Raw genomic sequence first — 15,027 nt, 5'->3', positions numbered from 1 at the left:
GTTTTTTATACCTCAATTACTATAACTTCTGACACTCTATGAATGATTTACCGTTCTTATCTTTTTCCGATAAAACCGGTTCATGGTCTTCGGGGAAAGGCCAATTAATATTAATATCTGCATCATTCCATAGTAATGTACACTCAGATTTAGGATTATAGTAATCAGTACATTTATAGACGAACTCAGCCTCCTGACTTGTCACGTAGAAACCATGGGCAAAGCCTTTGGGTATCCATAGCTGCCTTTTATTTTCCGCGGAGAGATATATCCCAACCCATTTTCCAAATGTTGGTGATGACTCTCGAATATCAACAGCAACATCAAAAACTTCGCCGAGTGTTACCCGGACTAATTTTCCTTGGGTATTCTCTGCCTGATAATGTAGCCCCCGGAGAATCCCCTTCTGTGATCTTGACTGATTATCCTGCACAAAGTGACATGGATAACCCGCGACTAACTTATCAAACTTATCCTGTTGCCAGGTTTCCATAAAAAAGCCGCGTTCATCACCAAACACGGCAGGCTCAATAATCTTAACATCAGGAATATCGGTATCTATAACTTTCATAATATCACTTATATGCTTGAATGTTACTCAATGCTTTCTGCCAGTCACTAGGGAAAATATTGAACTGATCTTTAATTTTTTCACAATTTAACCGTGAATTCGAAGGCCTCTTAGCTGGTGTAGGATATGCTGAGGTTGGAATCGCTGAGAGCAATGGAACAGATTCAAGCACTTTTCTTTCTTTAGCCTGACAGAATATTTCGGATGCAAATTCGAACCAGCTAACATGCGGCGTGCCTGAGAAATGATATATGCCCCACTCGGGAGTATTACCGCTCTCAATATAGTCAACCATGCTAATTAATGCAGCAGCAATATCACCCGCATAAGTTGGACCACCGACTTGATCGCTAACGACACTCAGCGCATCTCGCGTTGCACCAAGACGTAGCATCGTTTTCACAAAATTATGTCCATGCTCACCAAATACCCATGCAGTACGCAAAATCAAATGATGATTTGCCGCTGCTGCAACAGCCCGTTCGCCAGCAAGCTTACTCTTACCGTATATGCCATGTGGTGCGGTAGGCATACTTTCGTCATACTCATGCTCACTCTCACCGTCAAAAACGTAATCGGTAGAGATATGCAACATGACAGCATTTACCGCATTGGCAGCTTGAGCGAGAAAGGCTGGGCCATCACGATTGATGGCATAAGATAACTCTATTTCATCTTCAGCTTTATCGACTGCCGTGTGAGCGGCAGCATTAATAATATAGTTTGGACGAAATTGTTCAACGACACGAAAGACTGCAGCTTTATCAGTAATATCGAGCTCATCACGATCAACAGCCAGTACATCAGCTTTATTTGTTAATTGTGAAACAAGGCAATGCCCGACTTGCCCCTTGCTGCCGGTAATTAATACTTTCATCATAGTTTCCTGGCAGAATGTTATTTAACAAGTCCCATCAGATACTGTCCGTACTCATTCTTAAGCATAGGTTCTGCTAGCGACACTAATGTTTCATCGGACAACCAGCCATTGCGCCAGGCGATCTCTTCCAGGCAGGCAACTTTTAACCCCTGAACATTTTCAATTGTTTGAACAAATGAAGAGGCTTCATGCAGACTTTCATGTGTGCCCGTGTCGAGCCATGCAAAACCACGTCCGAACAGTTCAACACTCAAAGACCCATCATCAAGATACATTTGATTAATTGAAGTAATCTCAAGTTCGCCACGATGAGATGGTTTTACCTGTTTAGCAAAGTCCACGACACGGTTATCATAAAAATACAGCCCGGTAACGGCATAGTTCGATTTAGGTTTGACCGGTTTTTCCTCAATGGAAATAGCTCTCATGTCAGCATCAAACTCAACTACCCCAAAACGCTCGGGGTCTTTAACCTGATAACCAAATACCGTAGCACCAATATCCTTTGACGCTGCACTTTTAAGCATTTTGCTAAAAGATTGTCCGTAAAAAATATTATCGCCTAACACCAGACAGCAGCGATCATTACCGATGAATTTATCACCAATAATGAATGCCTGAGCAAGTCCATCCGGACTAGGCTGAACAGCATACTCAATATTGATTCCAAAATGACTGCCATCGCTCAACAAACGCCGGAACCCTTCGTTGTCTTCAGGTGTCGTGATAATTAATACATCACGAATACCCGCCAGCATTAACGTTGACAGGGGATAATAGATCATTGGTTTGTTGTAAATAGGCAACAGCTGTTTGGAAACACCACGGGTCAGTGGATAAAGTCGCGTGCCAGAGCCACCAGCAAGAATAATCCCTTTCATTATTTATTTACGCTCCCCAAACGCTCACCACTGTATGAACCATCTAACACGCGTTCCCACCATAAACGATTATTGAGATACCATTCGACGGTTTTTCGAATGCCACTTTCAAAGGTTTCCTGAGGTTTCCAGCCCAGTTCTCGGCCAATTTTACCGGCATCAATGGCATACCGCACATCATGACCGGGTCGGTCTTTTACGTAAGTAATCAAATCGTGATAGGCATCCACACCAGCGGGCTTCTGCGGCACCAACTCTTCCAACAGAGAACAGATAGTTTTTACTACCTCAATGTTCGCTTTCTCATTGTGCCCACCTATATTATAGGTTTCGCCTATTTCGCCTTCGGTGACAACCTTGTAGAGTGCGCGAGCATGATCTTCCACAAACAGCCAGTCACGAATTTGCATCCCGTCGCCATACACCGGTAACGCCTTGCCTTCCAGCGCATTCAAAATCATCAGCGGGATCAATTTTTCTGGAAAATGATAAGGCCCATAGTTATTAGAGCAGTTTGTTACAATTGTCGGCAAACCATAAGTACGCAACCAGGCACGTACTAAATGATCGCTGGAGGCTTTGGAAGCGGAATAAGGGCTGCTGGGCGCATAAGGTGTCGTTTCTGTAAACAACGAATCCGTTCCTTCCAAATCGCCATACACTTCATCTGTAGAAATATGATGGAAACGGAACGCTGATTTCTTGCCAGGCTCCAGATTACTCCAGTAAGCACGGGCAGCCTCAAGCAAGGTGTACGTCCCTACGATATTCGTTTCAATAAAGGCAGCAGGGCCGTCAATCGAGCGATCAACATGTGACTCAGCAGCCAAATGCATGACCGCATCAGGCTGACAGCTATCAAAAACATCTTTTAGTGCAACGGCATCGCAAATATCAACTTGCTTGAAAACGTAACGCTCATGACTACTGACATCAGTCAGTGATTCCAGATTGCCGGCATACGTGAGTTTATCGACGTTAACAACAGAATCCGTTGTATTCTTTATTATGTGACGAACCACCGCAGAGCCGATAAATCCAGCCCCACCTGTTACTAATATTTTCATAGTTTTGCATCCAGAAAACGAAATATCTGACTCTTTGGCCATCAGTTTCTTCAACAAAAACCGTATGAATTTTAGGCATGCTACCGCCCTTGGGAACCCCCAAAGCTCATCCTCATGCCGTCAATCTACCGATGTGCATTCAATTTTGCTGAAAATATGGCCAGAAGCAGGAAAAATAACCCGCATATTTTACATGTCACAGCAAAGGAGGTGTAGCAGTATTGTGATTTACCTCTACAAGAAAGCTAGAAACTTACGCCATATTCCCTTTACCACAAGTCAATACCCGTATCATTTTCATAATAAATATCACTCACTACCGTAGCGAAGAAAACGAAGGCCCTGGCAGGTGCATTGAACAAAAAAAGGCGAATGCAAGAGAATCAGGCTATTCTGGAATAAAAAGAAAATGATTATCATTCTTGATTAATTCGGATTAAACGCGTCCTGCCTGGCAAAGGGGCGTTCAGTTGGATATGATATCCGGTGCTGTATTTATTTTGTCATAACGCTGCTGTGCAAGCATCACTTCCTCAATATTACTTTCAGCCCAATGAGTTAGCTCATGTATGGTCGTGACCAATGTGAGGCCAAGATGGGTAAGCGAGTATTCCACCGTCACGGGCACCGTCGCAAACACCTGACGGCATACCATGCCATCACGCTCAAGGTTTTTCAGGGTCTGCGATAACACTTTCTGTGACACCCCCTGGATATCACGCCTGAGTTGATTAAATCGCACAGGCTCACGGGCTAATCGGTCAAGAATCAGCAATGACCATTTATTCGATAAGCGATCTAACACGACGCGTGCCGGGCAAGTTTTACTGTAGACATTAAATGCTGGCATCTCTGTTCCCCTATTCATAAACCCATATTGGCCGAGTATTTATTTAATACCAACAGGTTAATACCATACCTTGTTCCAATAAGAAGCCTGGTTTTTTTTAGAAACTGTCAAAGTGAGAGAAAACTTATATATCGCTATTTGAATGAAGTCTATGTGCAGACGTACACATCCGGGCAAGCAGGTATAAACCGTTGCCTGATATGCAAAGTTGATTAGAGGGGGTTATCAGCAGACAGAAGCATATGAATATACTTGGAGCGGGCGAAGGGAATCGAACCCTCGTATAGAGCTTGGGAAGCTCTCGTTCTACCATTGAACTACGCCCGCGCAGGAAGTGAGAGGCATTATAGCGTTATCTGCCTGGCGGGCAAGACAAAACACCGGTTAACTGCGTGTGTTTTGAGCGATTGAATCAGGCCAGTGGTAACAGCAGTGTTTGATAGCCATTCACGATAACCTGGATGGCAAAGCCTGCAAACAGCACTGCCGATATCGCGCTGCAATAGAGCGATAAGCGCCCTTTTAATGCACCGCGCCCGAATTTGATGAGTATCGACATCAGTAGCGTCCAAAGCACGCCGCCTGCAAAAAAACCGGACAAAAACAAGGCGACCTGACTGGATGACCCATCGGTTGCCTGGGCAATCAGCGTGCCGCCTACTGCGGCAAACCACAATAATGAACTCGGTGACGCTAATGCCATCCCTACGCCGCTGATAAAGTTCCGCCCGGCGGCAGTCGCCACAACCGGTGTGGATGGCTCTTGTGTCTCAAGCGATAACGTGCGCTGTTGCCAATAATCACGCCAGGCGCTGCGCGCCATACTCAATGACAACCACAGCAATACTGCGCCACCACCTAGCCATAACAACCAGCGCACTGGGGTGTAATTGAAGATAACCACCATCCCCAGAGCCGATAGCGTGGCGTAAATCAGATCGCCAAAGCACGACCCCAGGCCAATAAAAAAGGCGGCCCCCACCCCATCGCGTAAGCCACGGTTAATAATGGCGGTATTCACTATTCCCAAATCGAGACACAGTGACAGTGATAGCAGTAATCCACTCAGCACAACCAGTAACATTGTTTTCCTCTTTTCCGTCAGCCTTTATTTATTGTTTGCCACAAACATCATGCCACGGTTACCCAGATCATCAACAGCCATGCAGTTAAAACGAAAACGGCCCGACTGCCTCTTTTCAGGCAGCCGGGCCGTGCAACATCTGACGAGAAACCGTTACTTCTGCGGACGCATGGCCGGGAACAGGATCACATCACGGATGGTGTGGCTGTTGGTAAACAGCATCACCATCCGGTCGATACCGATGCCCAGACCTGCGGTCGGCGGCAGGCCGTGCTCCAGCGCAGTGACGTAATCTTCGTCATAGAACATCGCTTCGTCGTCACCGGCATCTTTCGCCGCCACCTGATCCTGGAAGCGTTGCGCCTGATCTTCGGCATCGTTCAGCTCGGAGAAACCGTTACCGATTTCACGCCCGCCGATGAAGAACTCAAAGCGGTCAGTGATTTCCGGGTTCTGGTCATTACGACGTGCCAGCGGAGAAACTTCTGCCGGGTATTCGGTGATAAACGTCGGCTGGATCAGGTTGGCTTCTGCAACTTCTTCAAAGATTTCAGTCACAATACGGCCAAGACCCCAGCTTTTCTCCACCTTGATACCAATGGCCTCAGCAATGGCTTTCGCGCTATCAAATTGATCCAGCTCGGCCAATTCAGTTTCCGGGCGGTATTTCTTGATGGCTTCACGCATGGTCAGTTTTTCAAACGGCTTGCCAAAGTCGAACACCTGGTCGCCATAAGTCACTTCGGTATGGCCAAGAATAGTCTGGGCCAGCGTGCGGAACAACGATTCGGTCAGTTCAATCAGGTCTTTGTAGTCCGCATACGCCATGTAGAGTTCCATCATGGTGAACTCAGGGTTGTGACGCGGCGAAACCCCTTCATTACGGAAGTTACGGTTGATTTCAAACACGCGTTCAAAACCACCGACCACCAGACGCTTCAGGTACAATTCCGGTGCAATACGCAGATACATGTCGATATCCAGCGCATTGTGATGGGTAATGAACGGGCGAGCCGAGGCCCCACCGGGGATGACCTGCATCATCGGTGTTTCCACTTCCATGAAGTCGCGGCCAACCATGAACTGGCGAATACCGGCCAGGATCTGCGAGCGCACGCGGAAAGTGTGGCGCGATTCGTCGTTCGCAATCAGGTCAAGATAGCGCTGACGGTAACGGGTTTCCTGATCCGCCAGACCGTGGAACTTGTCCGGCAACGGGCGCAATGCCTTAGTCAGCAGACGCAGTTCAGTACAGTGGATAGAGAGTTCACCGGTCTTGGTTTTGAACAGCTTGCCGCGTGCGCCAAGGATGTCGCCCAAATCCCACTTTTTGAACTGCTCGTTGTAGATACCTTCTGGCAGATCGTCGCGGGAGACATACAACTGGATACGGCCACCGACGTCCTGCAAGGTGACGAAAGACGCTTTACCCATGATACGGCGGGTCATCATACGGCCAGCGACCGTCACTTCCAGACCCAGCGCTTCCAGCTCTTCATTGTCTTTTTCGTCATAGCTGGCGTGCAGCCGATCGGCGGTGCTGTCACGGCGGAAATCGTTCGGAAAAGCGATGCCGGTATCACGCAACGCCGCCAGCTTCTCGCGGCGGGTTTTGAGTTCGTTATTAAGATCCAGCGCCTGCCCGGCACCCTGATGTTGTGATTCAGACATGAGAATTCCTTATAACCCCGCTTTTAAGCTTGCTTCGATAAACTTGTCCAGATCCCCGTCCAGCACCGACTGGGTATTGCGTGTTTCCACGCCGGTGCGCAGATCTTTAATGCGGGAGTCGTCCAGCACATAAGAACGAATCTGGCTGCCCCAGCCGATGTCTGACTTATTGTCTTCCAGCGCCTGTTTCTCCGCGTTCTTCTTCTGCATTTCAAACTCATACAGCTTGGCTTTCAGCTGCTTCATGGCTTGATCTTTGTTCTTATGCTGGGATCGGTCGTTCTGGCACTGAGTCACAATATTGGTAGGAATATGGGTGATACGCACCGCAGATTCGGTACGGTTAACGTGCTGACCACCGGCACCCGAGGCGCGATACACGTCGATACGCAAATCGGCCGGATTAATCTCGATATCGATGTCATCGTCAACTTCCGGGTAAACAAACGCGGAACTGAATGACGTATGGCGGCGACCACCGGAATCGAACGGGCTTTTTCGCACCAGACGGTGTACGCCGGTTTCGGTACGCAGCCAGCCGAACGCATAGTCGCCCATGATTTTGATGGTGGCAGACTTGATACCGGCCACTTCACCTTCAGACTCTTCAATGATTTCCGTCTTGAAGCCTTTGCTTTCCGCCCAGCGCAGGTACATGCGCAGCAGCATGCTGGCCCAGTCCTGCGCTTCGGTGCCACCGGAACCGGCCTGCAAATCGAGATAACAGTCTGCGCTGTCATACTCGCCGGAGAACATACGGCGGAACTCCAGTTGGCCCAGTTTGCCTTCCAGTTGGTCAAGCTCAGCCAGCGTGTCATTAAAGGTTTCTTCGTCGTCCTCTTCCACGGCCAGATCCAGCAGGCCGGAAACGTCGTCCAGCCCCTGAACCATCTGATCGATGGTATCAACGATCATTTCCAGAGAAGAACGCTCTTTACCCAACGCCTGCGCGCGTTCAGGTTCGTTCCATACGTCGGGCTGCTCCAGCTCGGCGTTTACCTCTTCCAGACGCTCTTTCTTGGCGTCATAGTCAAAGATACCCCCTCAGAACGGCTGTCCGTTCAGACAGGTCCTGAATGCGGTTTTTTACCGGATTGATTTCAAACATGGTGTGAGATCTTATAGGTTGTTTATCGATGAAAGAATGCATGTAAACCGCGAATTGTAGCGGATCCACGTCGGGGTTTATAGTTTTTTACCGACTTTCGCGTTTTACCTCTTTGAGCAGGAAAGCGTGTACAGCGAAGAAAAAACGCCGGTGGAGGCCCGGCGTGAGTATCAGCGTGTATCGATTACAACGGCCAGAGGTGTTCTATCAGCAACTGCACCGTGCGTTTACCACGAAACTCATTGACGTCCAGTTTGTAGGCCAGCTCCACTTCGCGCACACTTTGGTCAGGCCAGCGGGTGGTTTCAACATTAAACGCAATACCGTCAAGCAGCGGGCCTCCGCCCAGCGGCTCAACCATTACCTTGAGGTGGCGCTCTCCCACCAGCCGCTGTTGCAGCAGGCGAAAACGCCCGTCAAACGTCGGCTCAGGAAACGCCTGCCCCCAGGGGCCAGCATCACGCAGCATTTCAGCGGTATCCAGCGTCAGCTCTGTCATGGCGAGTTCGCCATCTGACCACACCACGCCTTCAAGCTGAGAAACATCAAGCCACTCGCCCACCAGTTCGGCAAAGCGCACACGGAACTCGTCAAACCGGGATTCCATCAGCGACAATCCAGCCGCCATCGCATGGCCGCCAAACTTCAGCATCATGCCAGGGTAACAGGTATCGAGGCGCTCCAGCGCATCACGCAAGTGCAGCCCGGCAATCGAGCGACCCGAGCCTTTCAGGATACCCTCCCCGGCGGGTGCAAACGCAATTACCGGGCGGTGAAAGCGCTCTTTGATGCGGGAAGCCAGAATCCCCACCACCCCCTGGTGCCACTGCGGATGGTACATCGCCAGCCCCAACGGCAGGGTATCGCGGCTGCGCTCTAACTGCTCGCAGAGCTGTAATGCTTCCACCTGCATTCCCGCTTCTATTTCGCGGCGGCTTTGGTTTAACGCATCAAGCTCAAAAGCCAGCATGCGCGCCTGGGCGATGTCCTGACACAGCAGCAGCTCAACGCCAACGGACATATCATCCAGACGGCCTGCGGCATTCAACCGCGGGCCCAGGGCAAATCCGAGATCGCTTGCCACCAGTTGAGAGGCCTCGCGATTAGCAACTTCCAGCAGTGCCCGGATCCCCGGCCGGCATTTGCCTGCACGAATGCGACCCAGCCCTTGAGCCACTAAAATACGGTTATTGGCATCAAGCGGCACCACATCGGCTACCGTGCCAAGTGCGACCAAATCAAGCAGCTCAGCCAGATTGGGCTCGGCAATCCCCTGTGCGCTAAACCAGCCGGATTCGCGCAGCCGCGCACGCAACGCCATCATCAGATAGAACGCGACACCAACACCCGCCAGCGCTTTTGAGGGAAAGGTACAATCCGGCAGGTTAGGGTTGATCATCGCCTGCGCCGCCGGCAGGGTGTCGCCGGGCAGATGGTGGTCTGTCACCACGACGGCAATACCGCGCTGATGCGCATCATCCACCCCGGCATGAGATGAAATACCGTTATCAACGGTGACAATCAGCTCAGCCCCTTTGGCCGCGGCCTGCGCCACCACCTCAGGGCTAAGCCCGTAGCCATCTTCAAAGCGATTGGGCACCAGATACTGCACCTCGCGTGCGCCCATACTGCGCAGCGCCAGCACGGTCAACGCCGTGCTGGTGGCTCCATCCGCATCAAAATCGCCGACAATGACAATGCGACGATGCAACGACAGCGCCTGCTCCAGCACGCTGACCGCCTGGTTAATGCCATGTAACTGGCGATAATCGAGCAGGCCACGCAGGCTGCGCTCCAGTTCCTGCGGCTGTGTTACGCCGCGCTGGGCATATAAGCGGCGCAGCAAATCGGGCAGGGTATCGGGCAATTGCGTCGACACCACCGGACGACGACGGAGTTGGGTAACGACATTCACGCTGATTTAACCATCACACTGACTTCACTTAACCCTGATGTTTATTGAGCCATGAGCTTGATTCAACGGCTCGCGATGAGATTAGCCGCCGGACTTCTGTGACGCTTTATGCGCTTCGAGCATCGCCAGCATCTCTTTGGGGGGCTGATAGCCCGGCACGACGGTGCCATCATTAAGCACAATCGCCGGAGTGCCCTGCACGCCAAACAGCACGCCCAGTTGATAATGGGCAGCAATGTCGGTTTTGCAGGTAGCAGGAGAGATATCATCGCCTTTCATCGCGGCGTCAAAGGCTTTGTTGCGGTTCGCCACACACCAGATGGACTGCATCTCTTTTGCCGGCTGGGAATTCATGCCCTGGCGGGGAAAGGCCAGATAACGCACGGTAATCCCTTGCGCATTATAGTCTTTCATCTGTTCATGCAACTTGTGGCAGTAACCGCAGGTGATATCCGTAAACACGGTAATAACGTGTTTCTCCTGCGCGGCTTTGTACACAATCATCTGATCGCTGAGGGCATCAAGGCGACCGTTCAAAATCGAGTTGGTAACGTTGACCGGCGTGGCTCCGCTCACATCATACAGCGGCCCCTGTAGCAGGTGTTTCCCATCCTCGGTGATGTAGAGTACGCCGTTATCCGTCAGCAGGGTTTTCATGCCGCCAATCGGCGACTCTTTGACTTCCACATTTTGTAAACCCAGCCGATTAAGCGCCTGCTTAATCGCTGCGTCATCTGCGCGTGCGACACCACTCAGCGCCACACCGCTGAACGCCAGGGTCAATAGCGAAAGCCATACACTACGTTTTTTCATGGAGTTATCCTGTTATCAAGGCGCAAGCGCCGTGCGTGTCCATCATTGGCGAACCGCCCGCCATGACATCCTGTCAATCCACCAGGCATTATGCCCGGGGATGATGTTGTTGATGCAGCGTTCTTAGCCGCTCCGTCGCAACATGGGTATAAATCTGCGTGGTCGAGAGATCGCTGTGGCCCAGTAACATCTGCACCACGCGTAAATCCGCCCCGTGATTCAGCAAATGGGTTGCAAAAGCATGACGCAAAACATGCGGAGAAAGTTTATTGCTGTCAATAGAGGCGAGTGTCGCATAGTGCTTAATCCGGTGCCAGAAGGTTTGTCGCGTCATCTGCCGGGCACGGTTACTGGGAAACATCGCATCCAGCGTATGTCCATTAAGCAGCCACGGCCGACTGTATTGCAAATATTGCTCCAGCCAGTACACCGCCTCTTCTCCCAGTGGAACCAGCCGCTCTTTGTTGCCTTTACCAACCACACGCACAACGCCCTGACGCAAGCTGACATCACTCATGGTCAGCCCCACCAGTTCGGAGACGCGAAGGCCGGTGGCATACAGCAACTCCAGCATGGCTTTATCGCGCAGCTCGATGGGTTGGTCGATGGCCGGTGCGGCCAGCAGGGCCTCGACCTGTGCTTCGGTCAGATCTTTCGGCAAACGCTGCGCCAGTTTAGGGGAAGCCAGCGCCGCACTGGGGTCATCGGCCCGCCGCTTTTCCCGGTACAGATACTGAAACAAGCGCCGCATGGCACTGAGCAGACGGGCAGAACTGGTGGCTTTATATCCCCCTTCGACCCGTTCTGCGAGGAACCCTTGTAAATCGAGTGGCTGAGCGTGCAGCACACTGCTGCCGTGATGTGACAACCATTGCGCCATCGCACACAAGTCATTGCGGTAGGACGACAGCGTATTCTCCGCCAGGTTACGCTCAAGCCACAATGCATCCAGAAACTGTTCGATTAATGCCTGATCCGGTTGTTGCATCTCCCCTCCTGATTCGGTCATACAGGGCTCTGCCCTTTATTATGCCCTACGGTGCATGTTCGGGGTACAATTCGGTAATCATTCTCAACTTCATCACATCCTGTTGCGAAATGAAGTCAGTAACGGATTATATTTTCTTATTCTCATCTAACCCGGAATGCCCTTCCTGCAAGGCCTGACGTCAGACTGCCCCCCGGTTTGAAAAGAAATTTTTTCTATGCATAGAATGCGCGCCCGTGTGTTACAGAAAAGCAAAAAAATTATGCAAGCCTCCATCTCATCCACTCTTGATAATCAAACCGCCGATGCGCCGGTTAACTCACGCAACAAGGTGATTGTCGCATCCCTGATCGGCACCGCCATCGAATTTTTCGATTTTTACATTTACGCCACCGCTGCCGTGCTGGTGTTTCCGCATATCTTCTTCCCGCAGGGAGATGCCACCGCCGCAACGCTGCAATCACTGGCCACATTCGCCATCGCCTTTGTTGCCCGCCCGATTGGCTCGGCGCTGTTTGGCCACTTTGGCGATCGCATCGGCCGTAAAGTCACCCTCGTCGCCTCATTGCTGACCATGGGGATTTCCACCGTATTAATCGGCCTGTTGCCCAGCTATGCCACCATTGGCGTGCTGGCTCCAATGCTGCTGGCGCTGGCCCGCTTCGGTCAGGGACTTGGCCTTGGCGGTGAATGGGGGGGGGCGGCGCTACTGGCAACGGAGAATGCGCCAGCCAACAAACGCGCGCTGTATGGCTCCTTCCCGCAACTGGGCGCACCTATCGGTTTCTTCTTTGCCAACGGCACCTTTTTGCTGCTCTCCTGGGGGCTGACGAACGAACAGTTTATGAGCTGGGGCTGGCGCGTGCCGTTTATCGCCTCGGCGGTGCTGGTGATAATCGGTCTGTATGTGCGTGTATCGCTGCATGAAACGCCGGTATTCACCAAGGTCGCCAAAGCAGGCAAACAGGTGCGCATCCCGCTCGGTACGTTGCTGAGTAAGCATGTGAAAGCCACAATTCTGGGCACGTTTATCATGCTGGCGACTTATACGCTGTTCTACATCATGACGGTGTATTCCATGACCTATGGCACCACACCAGCACCGGCAGGTCTTGGCATTCCCCGTAACAACTTCCTGTGGATGCTGATGATGGCGGTGATTGGTTTTGGCCTGACCATCCCGATTGCCGGGTATCTGGCCGATGCGCTGGGTCGCCGCAAAACCATGATTGCCGTGACCTGTATCATGCTGGTATTTGCCATGGCTTTTCCGTCACTGCTGGGTTCTGGCAACCAGGCGCTTATCATGGCGTTTCTGGTGTGCGGCCTGAGCCTGATGGGGCTGACTTTCGGCCCGATGGGTGCACTGTTGCCAGAACTGTTTCCAACCGAGGTGCGTTATACCGGTGCCTCTTTTTCTTATAACGTCTCCTCGATTCTGGGCGCATCTGTCGCACCTTACATCGCGGCCTGGCTAACCAGTCACTATGGCCTGTTCTATGTGGGCGTTTATCTTGCGGCCATGGCATCGCTGACGCTTATTGCGCTGCTGCTGACCAAAGAAACCCGTCATCAATCGCTCAGTTAAGGTTGTGGGTGAAGGCCATGCCTTCACCCTGTACCTGCGCCACCCTGTACGCCCCCGTCATATTCCGCTAGGCTAACGCCTTTATTAATGCCACCACTCAGACACTTATGAAAATAGGACTTTTTTACGGTTCAAGTACCTGCTACACCGAGATGGCCGCGGAGAAAATCCGTGATGTGCTGGGCGAAGAGCTGGTCGAATTGCACAACGTCAAGGATGTCGCGCCTCAGGCGATGGAGTCATACGACATCCTGATTTTAGGCATTCCAACCTGGGATTTCGGTGAAATTCAGGAAGACTGGGAAGCTATCTGGGCAGGCCTGCCCACCCTTAATCTGCAAGGCAAAATCATTGCGCTCTACGGCATGGGAGACCAGGTTGGCTACAGCGAGTGGTTTTTAGATGCGCTCGGCATGTTGCATCAACAGCTCGTGCCGCTGGGCGTGCAGTTTATCGGTTACTGGCCGACTGACGGTTATACCTTCACCAGCCCAAAACCCGTGACCGGCGATGGCAAGCACTTTGTCGGGCTGGCACTGGATGAGGTTAATCAGTACGAACTGAGTGAAACGCGCATTGAACAGTGGTGCGAGCAAATTTTGCAAGAAATGGCGGCGCTGCTGTAACGCCACGGCATGAAAACTGCCGAGTTCCTGAACGGCGCATTGCAGGCTGCACGCCTCTCTGTGGCGTTAAGGGTGCCGGGAGGACTCGGCACCCGACAACGCAGGGTGTTGCAGTAACTGACGCAAGCGTCGCCACTCCGCGTTTCCCATACTGTCTGATGCCAGCCACAAATGCTGTCGGCCTTTGCCATTAGCCGCACGCAGCGACAACAGAATGCCGCTACGCAGCATCCAGGGCCGCCGAACAATCAGCCAGTCTCGCTGTTGCCAGTGCAGACGGTTCTCGTCATGCAGCGATATTTCACCCTGACGCGATTTAATCACGCGCTGGCTACGCACAAACCCAAACACCACCAGTGTGACCAGGCCAAGCCATAGCGGCGCATAGCCGTCCGGCCACGGGGCCAGCAGGATCATCAGCACCAGCAAGCCATGCATCATCAGTGAAAAGAGCTGCATGCGCCAGGATACGCGCAGATCACATTGCCACAAGGCCACGATCTTTATTTCGCGTCTGAATGAGGGAAACCATACGTTTCAGGCCAGGATCCACCGGTTCCCCGTGGTTCATCAGCCAGTTAAACAAATCAGGATCATCGCATTCCAGTAAACGGATGAACTGATGTTTGTCATCATCACTTAACGCATCATACTCATGCTCAAAAAATGGCATGATGGAGATATCCAGTTCGCGCATTCCGCGCCGACAGGCCCAGTGAATACGTGATTTATTATCAATATCCATGTTCTTTCACCCACTTCGCTGTATGGTTATTGCCGTTGGCAATTGAAAATCATCGGCGTTTTACTCATTCTACCTGATGGTCTTCGATTAAGAGTAACACTTTGACATATTCTCGCGTATTACCGTGCGTACCATTTTACAGGTACACCGTCAGAAATGCGTATCCTGTCGCAGAGATGACCGTCTGATAGCGTGCTTTTCACAACACCCTCCCCTCTCCCTTCCAAAGTGAAAAAACAC

15 protein-coding genes and 1 tRNA gene are annotated in these 15,027 nt (G+C 51.4%); 2 read left to right on the top strand and 14 right to left on the bottom strand.

The window, feature by feature from the left end:
• Positions 1-19 precede the first annotated feature (19 nt).
• The 12 genes from rfbC to xerD all read right to left on the bottom strand — a co-directional run bounded on the left by rfbC (position 20) and on the right by xerD (position 11,828).
• The gene (gene rfbC, locus DAQ1742_RS03470; RefSeq protein WP_035339894.1) at positions 20-571 is read right to left on the bottom strand and encodes a dTDP-4-dehydrorhamnose 3,5-epimerase; all 552 of its coding nucleotides are present in this window, start codon (positions 569-571) and stop codon (positions 20-22) included.
• Between the two features lie 4 nt (positions 572-575).
• Entirely contained in the window at positions 576-1,451 is an 876-nt protein-coding gene (gene rfbD, locus DAQ1742_RS03465; RefSeq protein ID WP_035339892.1) for a dTDP-4-dehydrorhamnose reductase, read from the bottom strand.
• Positions 1,452-1,468: 17 nt separating this feature from the next.
• A complete protein-coding gene (gene rfbA, locus DAQ1742_RS03460) occupies positions 1,469-2,332 on the bottom strand; it encodes a glucose-1-phosphate thymidylyltransferase RfbA (RefSeq protein WP_035339890.1) in 864 nt (287 codons plus the stop codon).
• Positions 2,332-3,399 (bottom strand): dTDP-glucose 4,6-dehydratase, encoded by a 1,068-nt coding sequence (rfbB, locus tag DAQ1742_RS03455; RefSeq protein ID WP_035339888.1) that lies wholly within the window; start codon positions 3,397-3,399, stop codon positions 2,332-2,334. Before rfbB ends, rfbA begins: the two co-directional genes overlap by 1 nt.
• 466 nt (positions 3,400-3,865) lie before the next feature.
• Entirely contained in the window at positions 3,866-4,249 is a 384-nt protein-coding gene (locus DAQ1742_RS03450) for a winged helix-turn-helix transcriptional regulator (RefSeq protein WP_083960977.1), read from the bottom strand.
• Positions 4,250-4,502: 253 nt separating this feature from the next.
• Positions 4,503-4,576 (bottom strand) — tRNA-Gly (locus tag DAQ1742_RS03445).
• A gap of 85 nt (positions 4,577-4,661) precedes the next feature.
• A complete protein-coding gene (locus DAQ1742_RS03440) occupies positions 4,662-5,333 on the bottom strand; it encodes a LysE family translocator (protein ID WP_035339883.1) in 672 nt (223 codons plus the stop codon).
• 153 nt (positions 5,334-5,486) lie between these two features.
• On the bottom strand, positions 5,487-7,004 hold the full coding sequence (lysS, locus tag DAQ1742_RS03435) for a lysine--tRNA ligase (protein ID WP_035339881.1): 1,518 nt from the start codon (positions 7,002-7,004) through the stop codon (positions 5,487-5,489).
• Positions 7,005-7,013: 9 nt separating this feature from the next.
• Positions 7,014-8,112, bottom strand: a protein-coding gene (prfB, locus tag DAQ1742_RS03430) for a peptide chain release factor 2 (RefSeq protein ID WP_145916151.1) whose coding sequence is annotated in 2 segments (ribosomal slippage) — positions 7,014-8,036 and positions 8,038-8,112 — 1,098 coding nt in all. Because the reading frame shifts where the segments join, the coding sequence is not laid out codon by codon here.
• Between the two features lie 184 nt (positions 8,113-8,296).
• A complete protein-coding gene (recJ, locus tag DAQ1742_RS03425; RefSeq protein ID WP_035339877.1) occupies positions 8,297-10,027 on the bottom strand; it encodes a single-stranded-DNA-specific exonuclease RecJ in 1,731 nt (576 codons plus the stop codon).
• Between the two features lie 81 nt (positions 10,028-10,108).
• Positions 10,109-10,840, bottom strand: a complete 732-nt coding sequence (dsbC, locus tag DAQ1742_RS03420) for a bifunctional protein-disulfide isomerase/oxidoreductase DsbC (RefSeq protein ID WP_035339875.1) — start codon at positions 10,838-10,840, stop codon at positions 10,109-10,111.
• 88 nt (positions 10,841-10,928) lie between these two features.
• On the bottom strand, positions 10,929-11,828 hold the full coding sequence (gene xerD / locus DAQ1742_RS03415; RefSeq protein ID WP_035339873.1) for a site-specific tyrosine recombinase XerD: 900 nt from the start codon (positions 11,826-11,828) through the stop codon (positions 10,929-10,931).
• Positions 11,829-12,090: 262 nt separating this feature from the next.
• Between xerD and DAQ1742_RS03410 the strand changes: the two genes are divergently transcribed.
• Both DAQ1742_RS03410 and fldB read left to right on the top strand, forming a co-directional pair.
• Entirely contained in the window at positions 12,091-13,416 is a 1,326-nt protein-coding gene (locus tag DAQ1742_RS03410) for an MFS transporter (protein ID WP_035345729.1), read from the top strand.
• Between the two features lie 107 nt (positions 13,417-13,523).
• A complete protein-coding gene (fldB, locus tag DAQ1742_RS03405; RefSeq protein ID WP_035339871.1) occupies positions 13,524-14,042 on the top strand; it encodes a flavodoxin FldB in 519 nt (172 codons plus the stop codon).
• Positions 14,043-14,108: 66 nt separating this feature from the next.
• On the opposite strand, the gene DAQ1742_RS03400 is transcribed toward fldB, so the two are convergent.
• Together DAQ1742_RS03400 and sdhE are read right to left on the bottom strand one after the other, a co-directional pair.
• Positions 14,109-14,540, bottom strand: coding sequence for a protein YgfX (locus DAQ1742_RS03400; protein WP_035339869.1), 432 nt, complete (start codon positions 14,538-14,540; stop codon positions 14,109-14,111).
• Entirely contained in the window at positions 14,521-14,787 is a 267-nt protein-coding gene (sdhE, locus tag DAQ1742_RS03395; protein ID WP_035339867.1) for an FAD assembly factor SdhE, read from the bottom strand. The genes DAQ1742_RS03400 and sdhE overlap by 20 nt, the downstream gene beginning before the upstream one ends.
• Between the last annotated feature and the right edge of the window lie 240 nt (positions 14,788-15,027).

It is taken from the genome of Dickeya aquatica, assembly GCF_900095885.1.
Lineage (GTDB): Bacteria > Pseudomonadota > Gammaproteobacteria > Enterobacterales > Enterobacteriaceae > Dickeya > Dickeya aquatica.
The sequence above is the reverse complement of the archived record's forward strand: the minus strand, read 5'-3'. Positions and strand labels throughout refer to the sequence as shown.

What these genes read in the sequence shown, in the direction of transcription:
- rfbC (WP_035339894.1), bottom strand. Translation starts at nt 571, where the DNA reads ATGAAAGTTATAGATACCGATATTCCTGATGTTAAGATTATTGAGCCT.
- rfbD (WP_035339892.1), bottom strand. Translation starts at nt 1,451, where the DNA reads ATGATGAAAGTATTAATTACCGGCAGCAAGGGGCAAGTCGGGCATTGC.
- rfbA (WP_035339890.1), bottom strand. Translation starts at nt 2,332, where the DNA reads ATGAAAGGGATTATTCTTGCTGGTGGCTCTGGCACGCGACTTTATCCA.
- rfbB (WP_035339888.1), bottom strand. Translation starts at nt 3,399, where the DNA reads ATGAAAATATTAGTAACAGGTGGGGCTGGATTTATCGGCTCTGCGGTG.
- DAQ1742_RS03450 (WP_083960977.1), bottom strand. Translation starts at nt 4,249, where the DNA reads ATGCCAGCATTTAATGTCTACAGTAAAACTTGCCCGGCACGCGTCGTG.
- DAQ1742_RS03440 (WP_035339883.1), bottom strand. Translation starts at nt 5,333, where the DNA reads ATGTTACTGGTTGTGCTGAGTGGATTACTGCTATCACTGTCACTGTGT.
- lysS (WP_035339881.1), bottom strand. Translation starts at nt 7,004, where the DNA reads ATGTCTGAATCACAACATCAGGGTGCCGGGCAGGCGCTGGATCTTAAT.
- dsbC (WP_035339875.1), bottom strand. Translation starts at nt 10,840, where the DNA reads ATGAAAAAACGTAGTGTATGGCTTTCGCTATTGACCCTGGCGTTCAGC.
- xerD (WP_035339873.1), bottom strand. Translation starts at nt 11,828, where the DNA reads ATGCAACAACCGGATCAGGCATTAATCGAACAGTTTCTGGATGCATTG.
- DAQ1742_RS03410 (WP_035345729.1), top strand. Translation starts at nt 12,091, where the DNA reads ATGCAAGCCTCCATCTCATCCACTCTTGATAATCAAACCGCCGATGCG.
- fldB (WP_035339871.1), top strand. Translation starts at nt 13,524, where the DNA reads ATGAAAATAGGACTTTTTTACGGTTCAAGTACCTGCTACACCGAGATG.
- sdhE (WP_035339867.1), bottom strand. Translation starts at nt 14,787, where the DNA reads ATGGATATTGATAATAAATCACGTATTCACTGGGCCTGTCGGCGCGGA.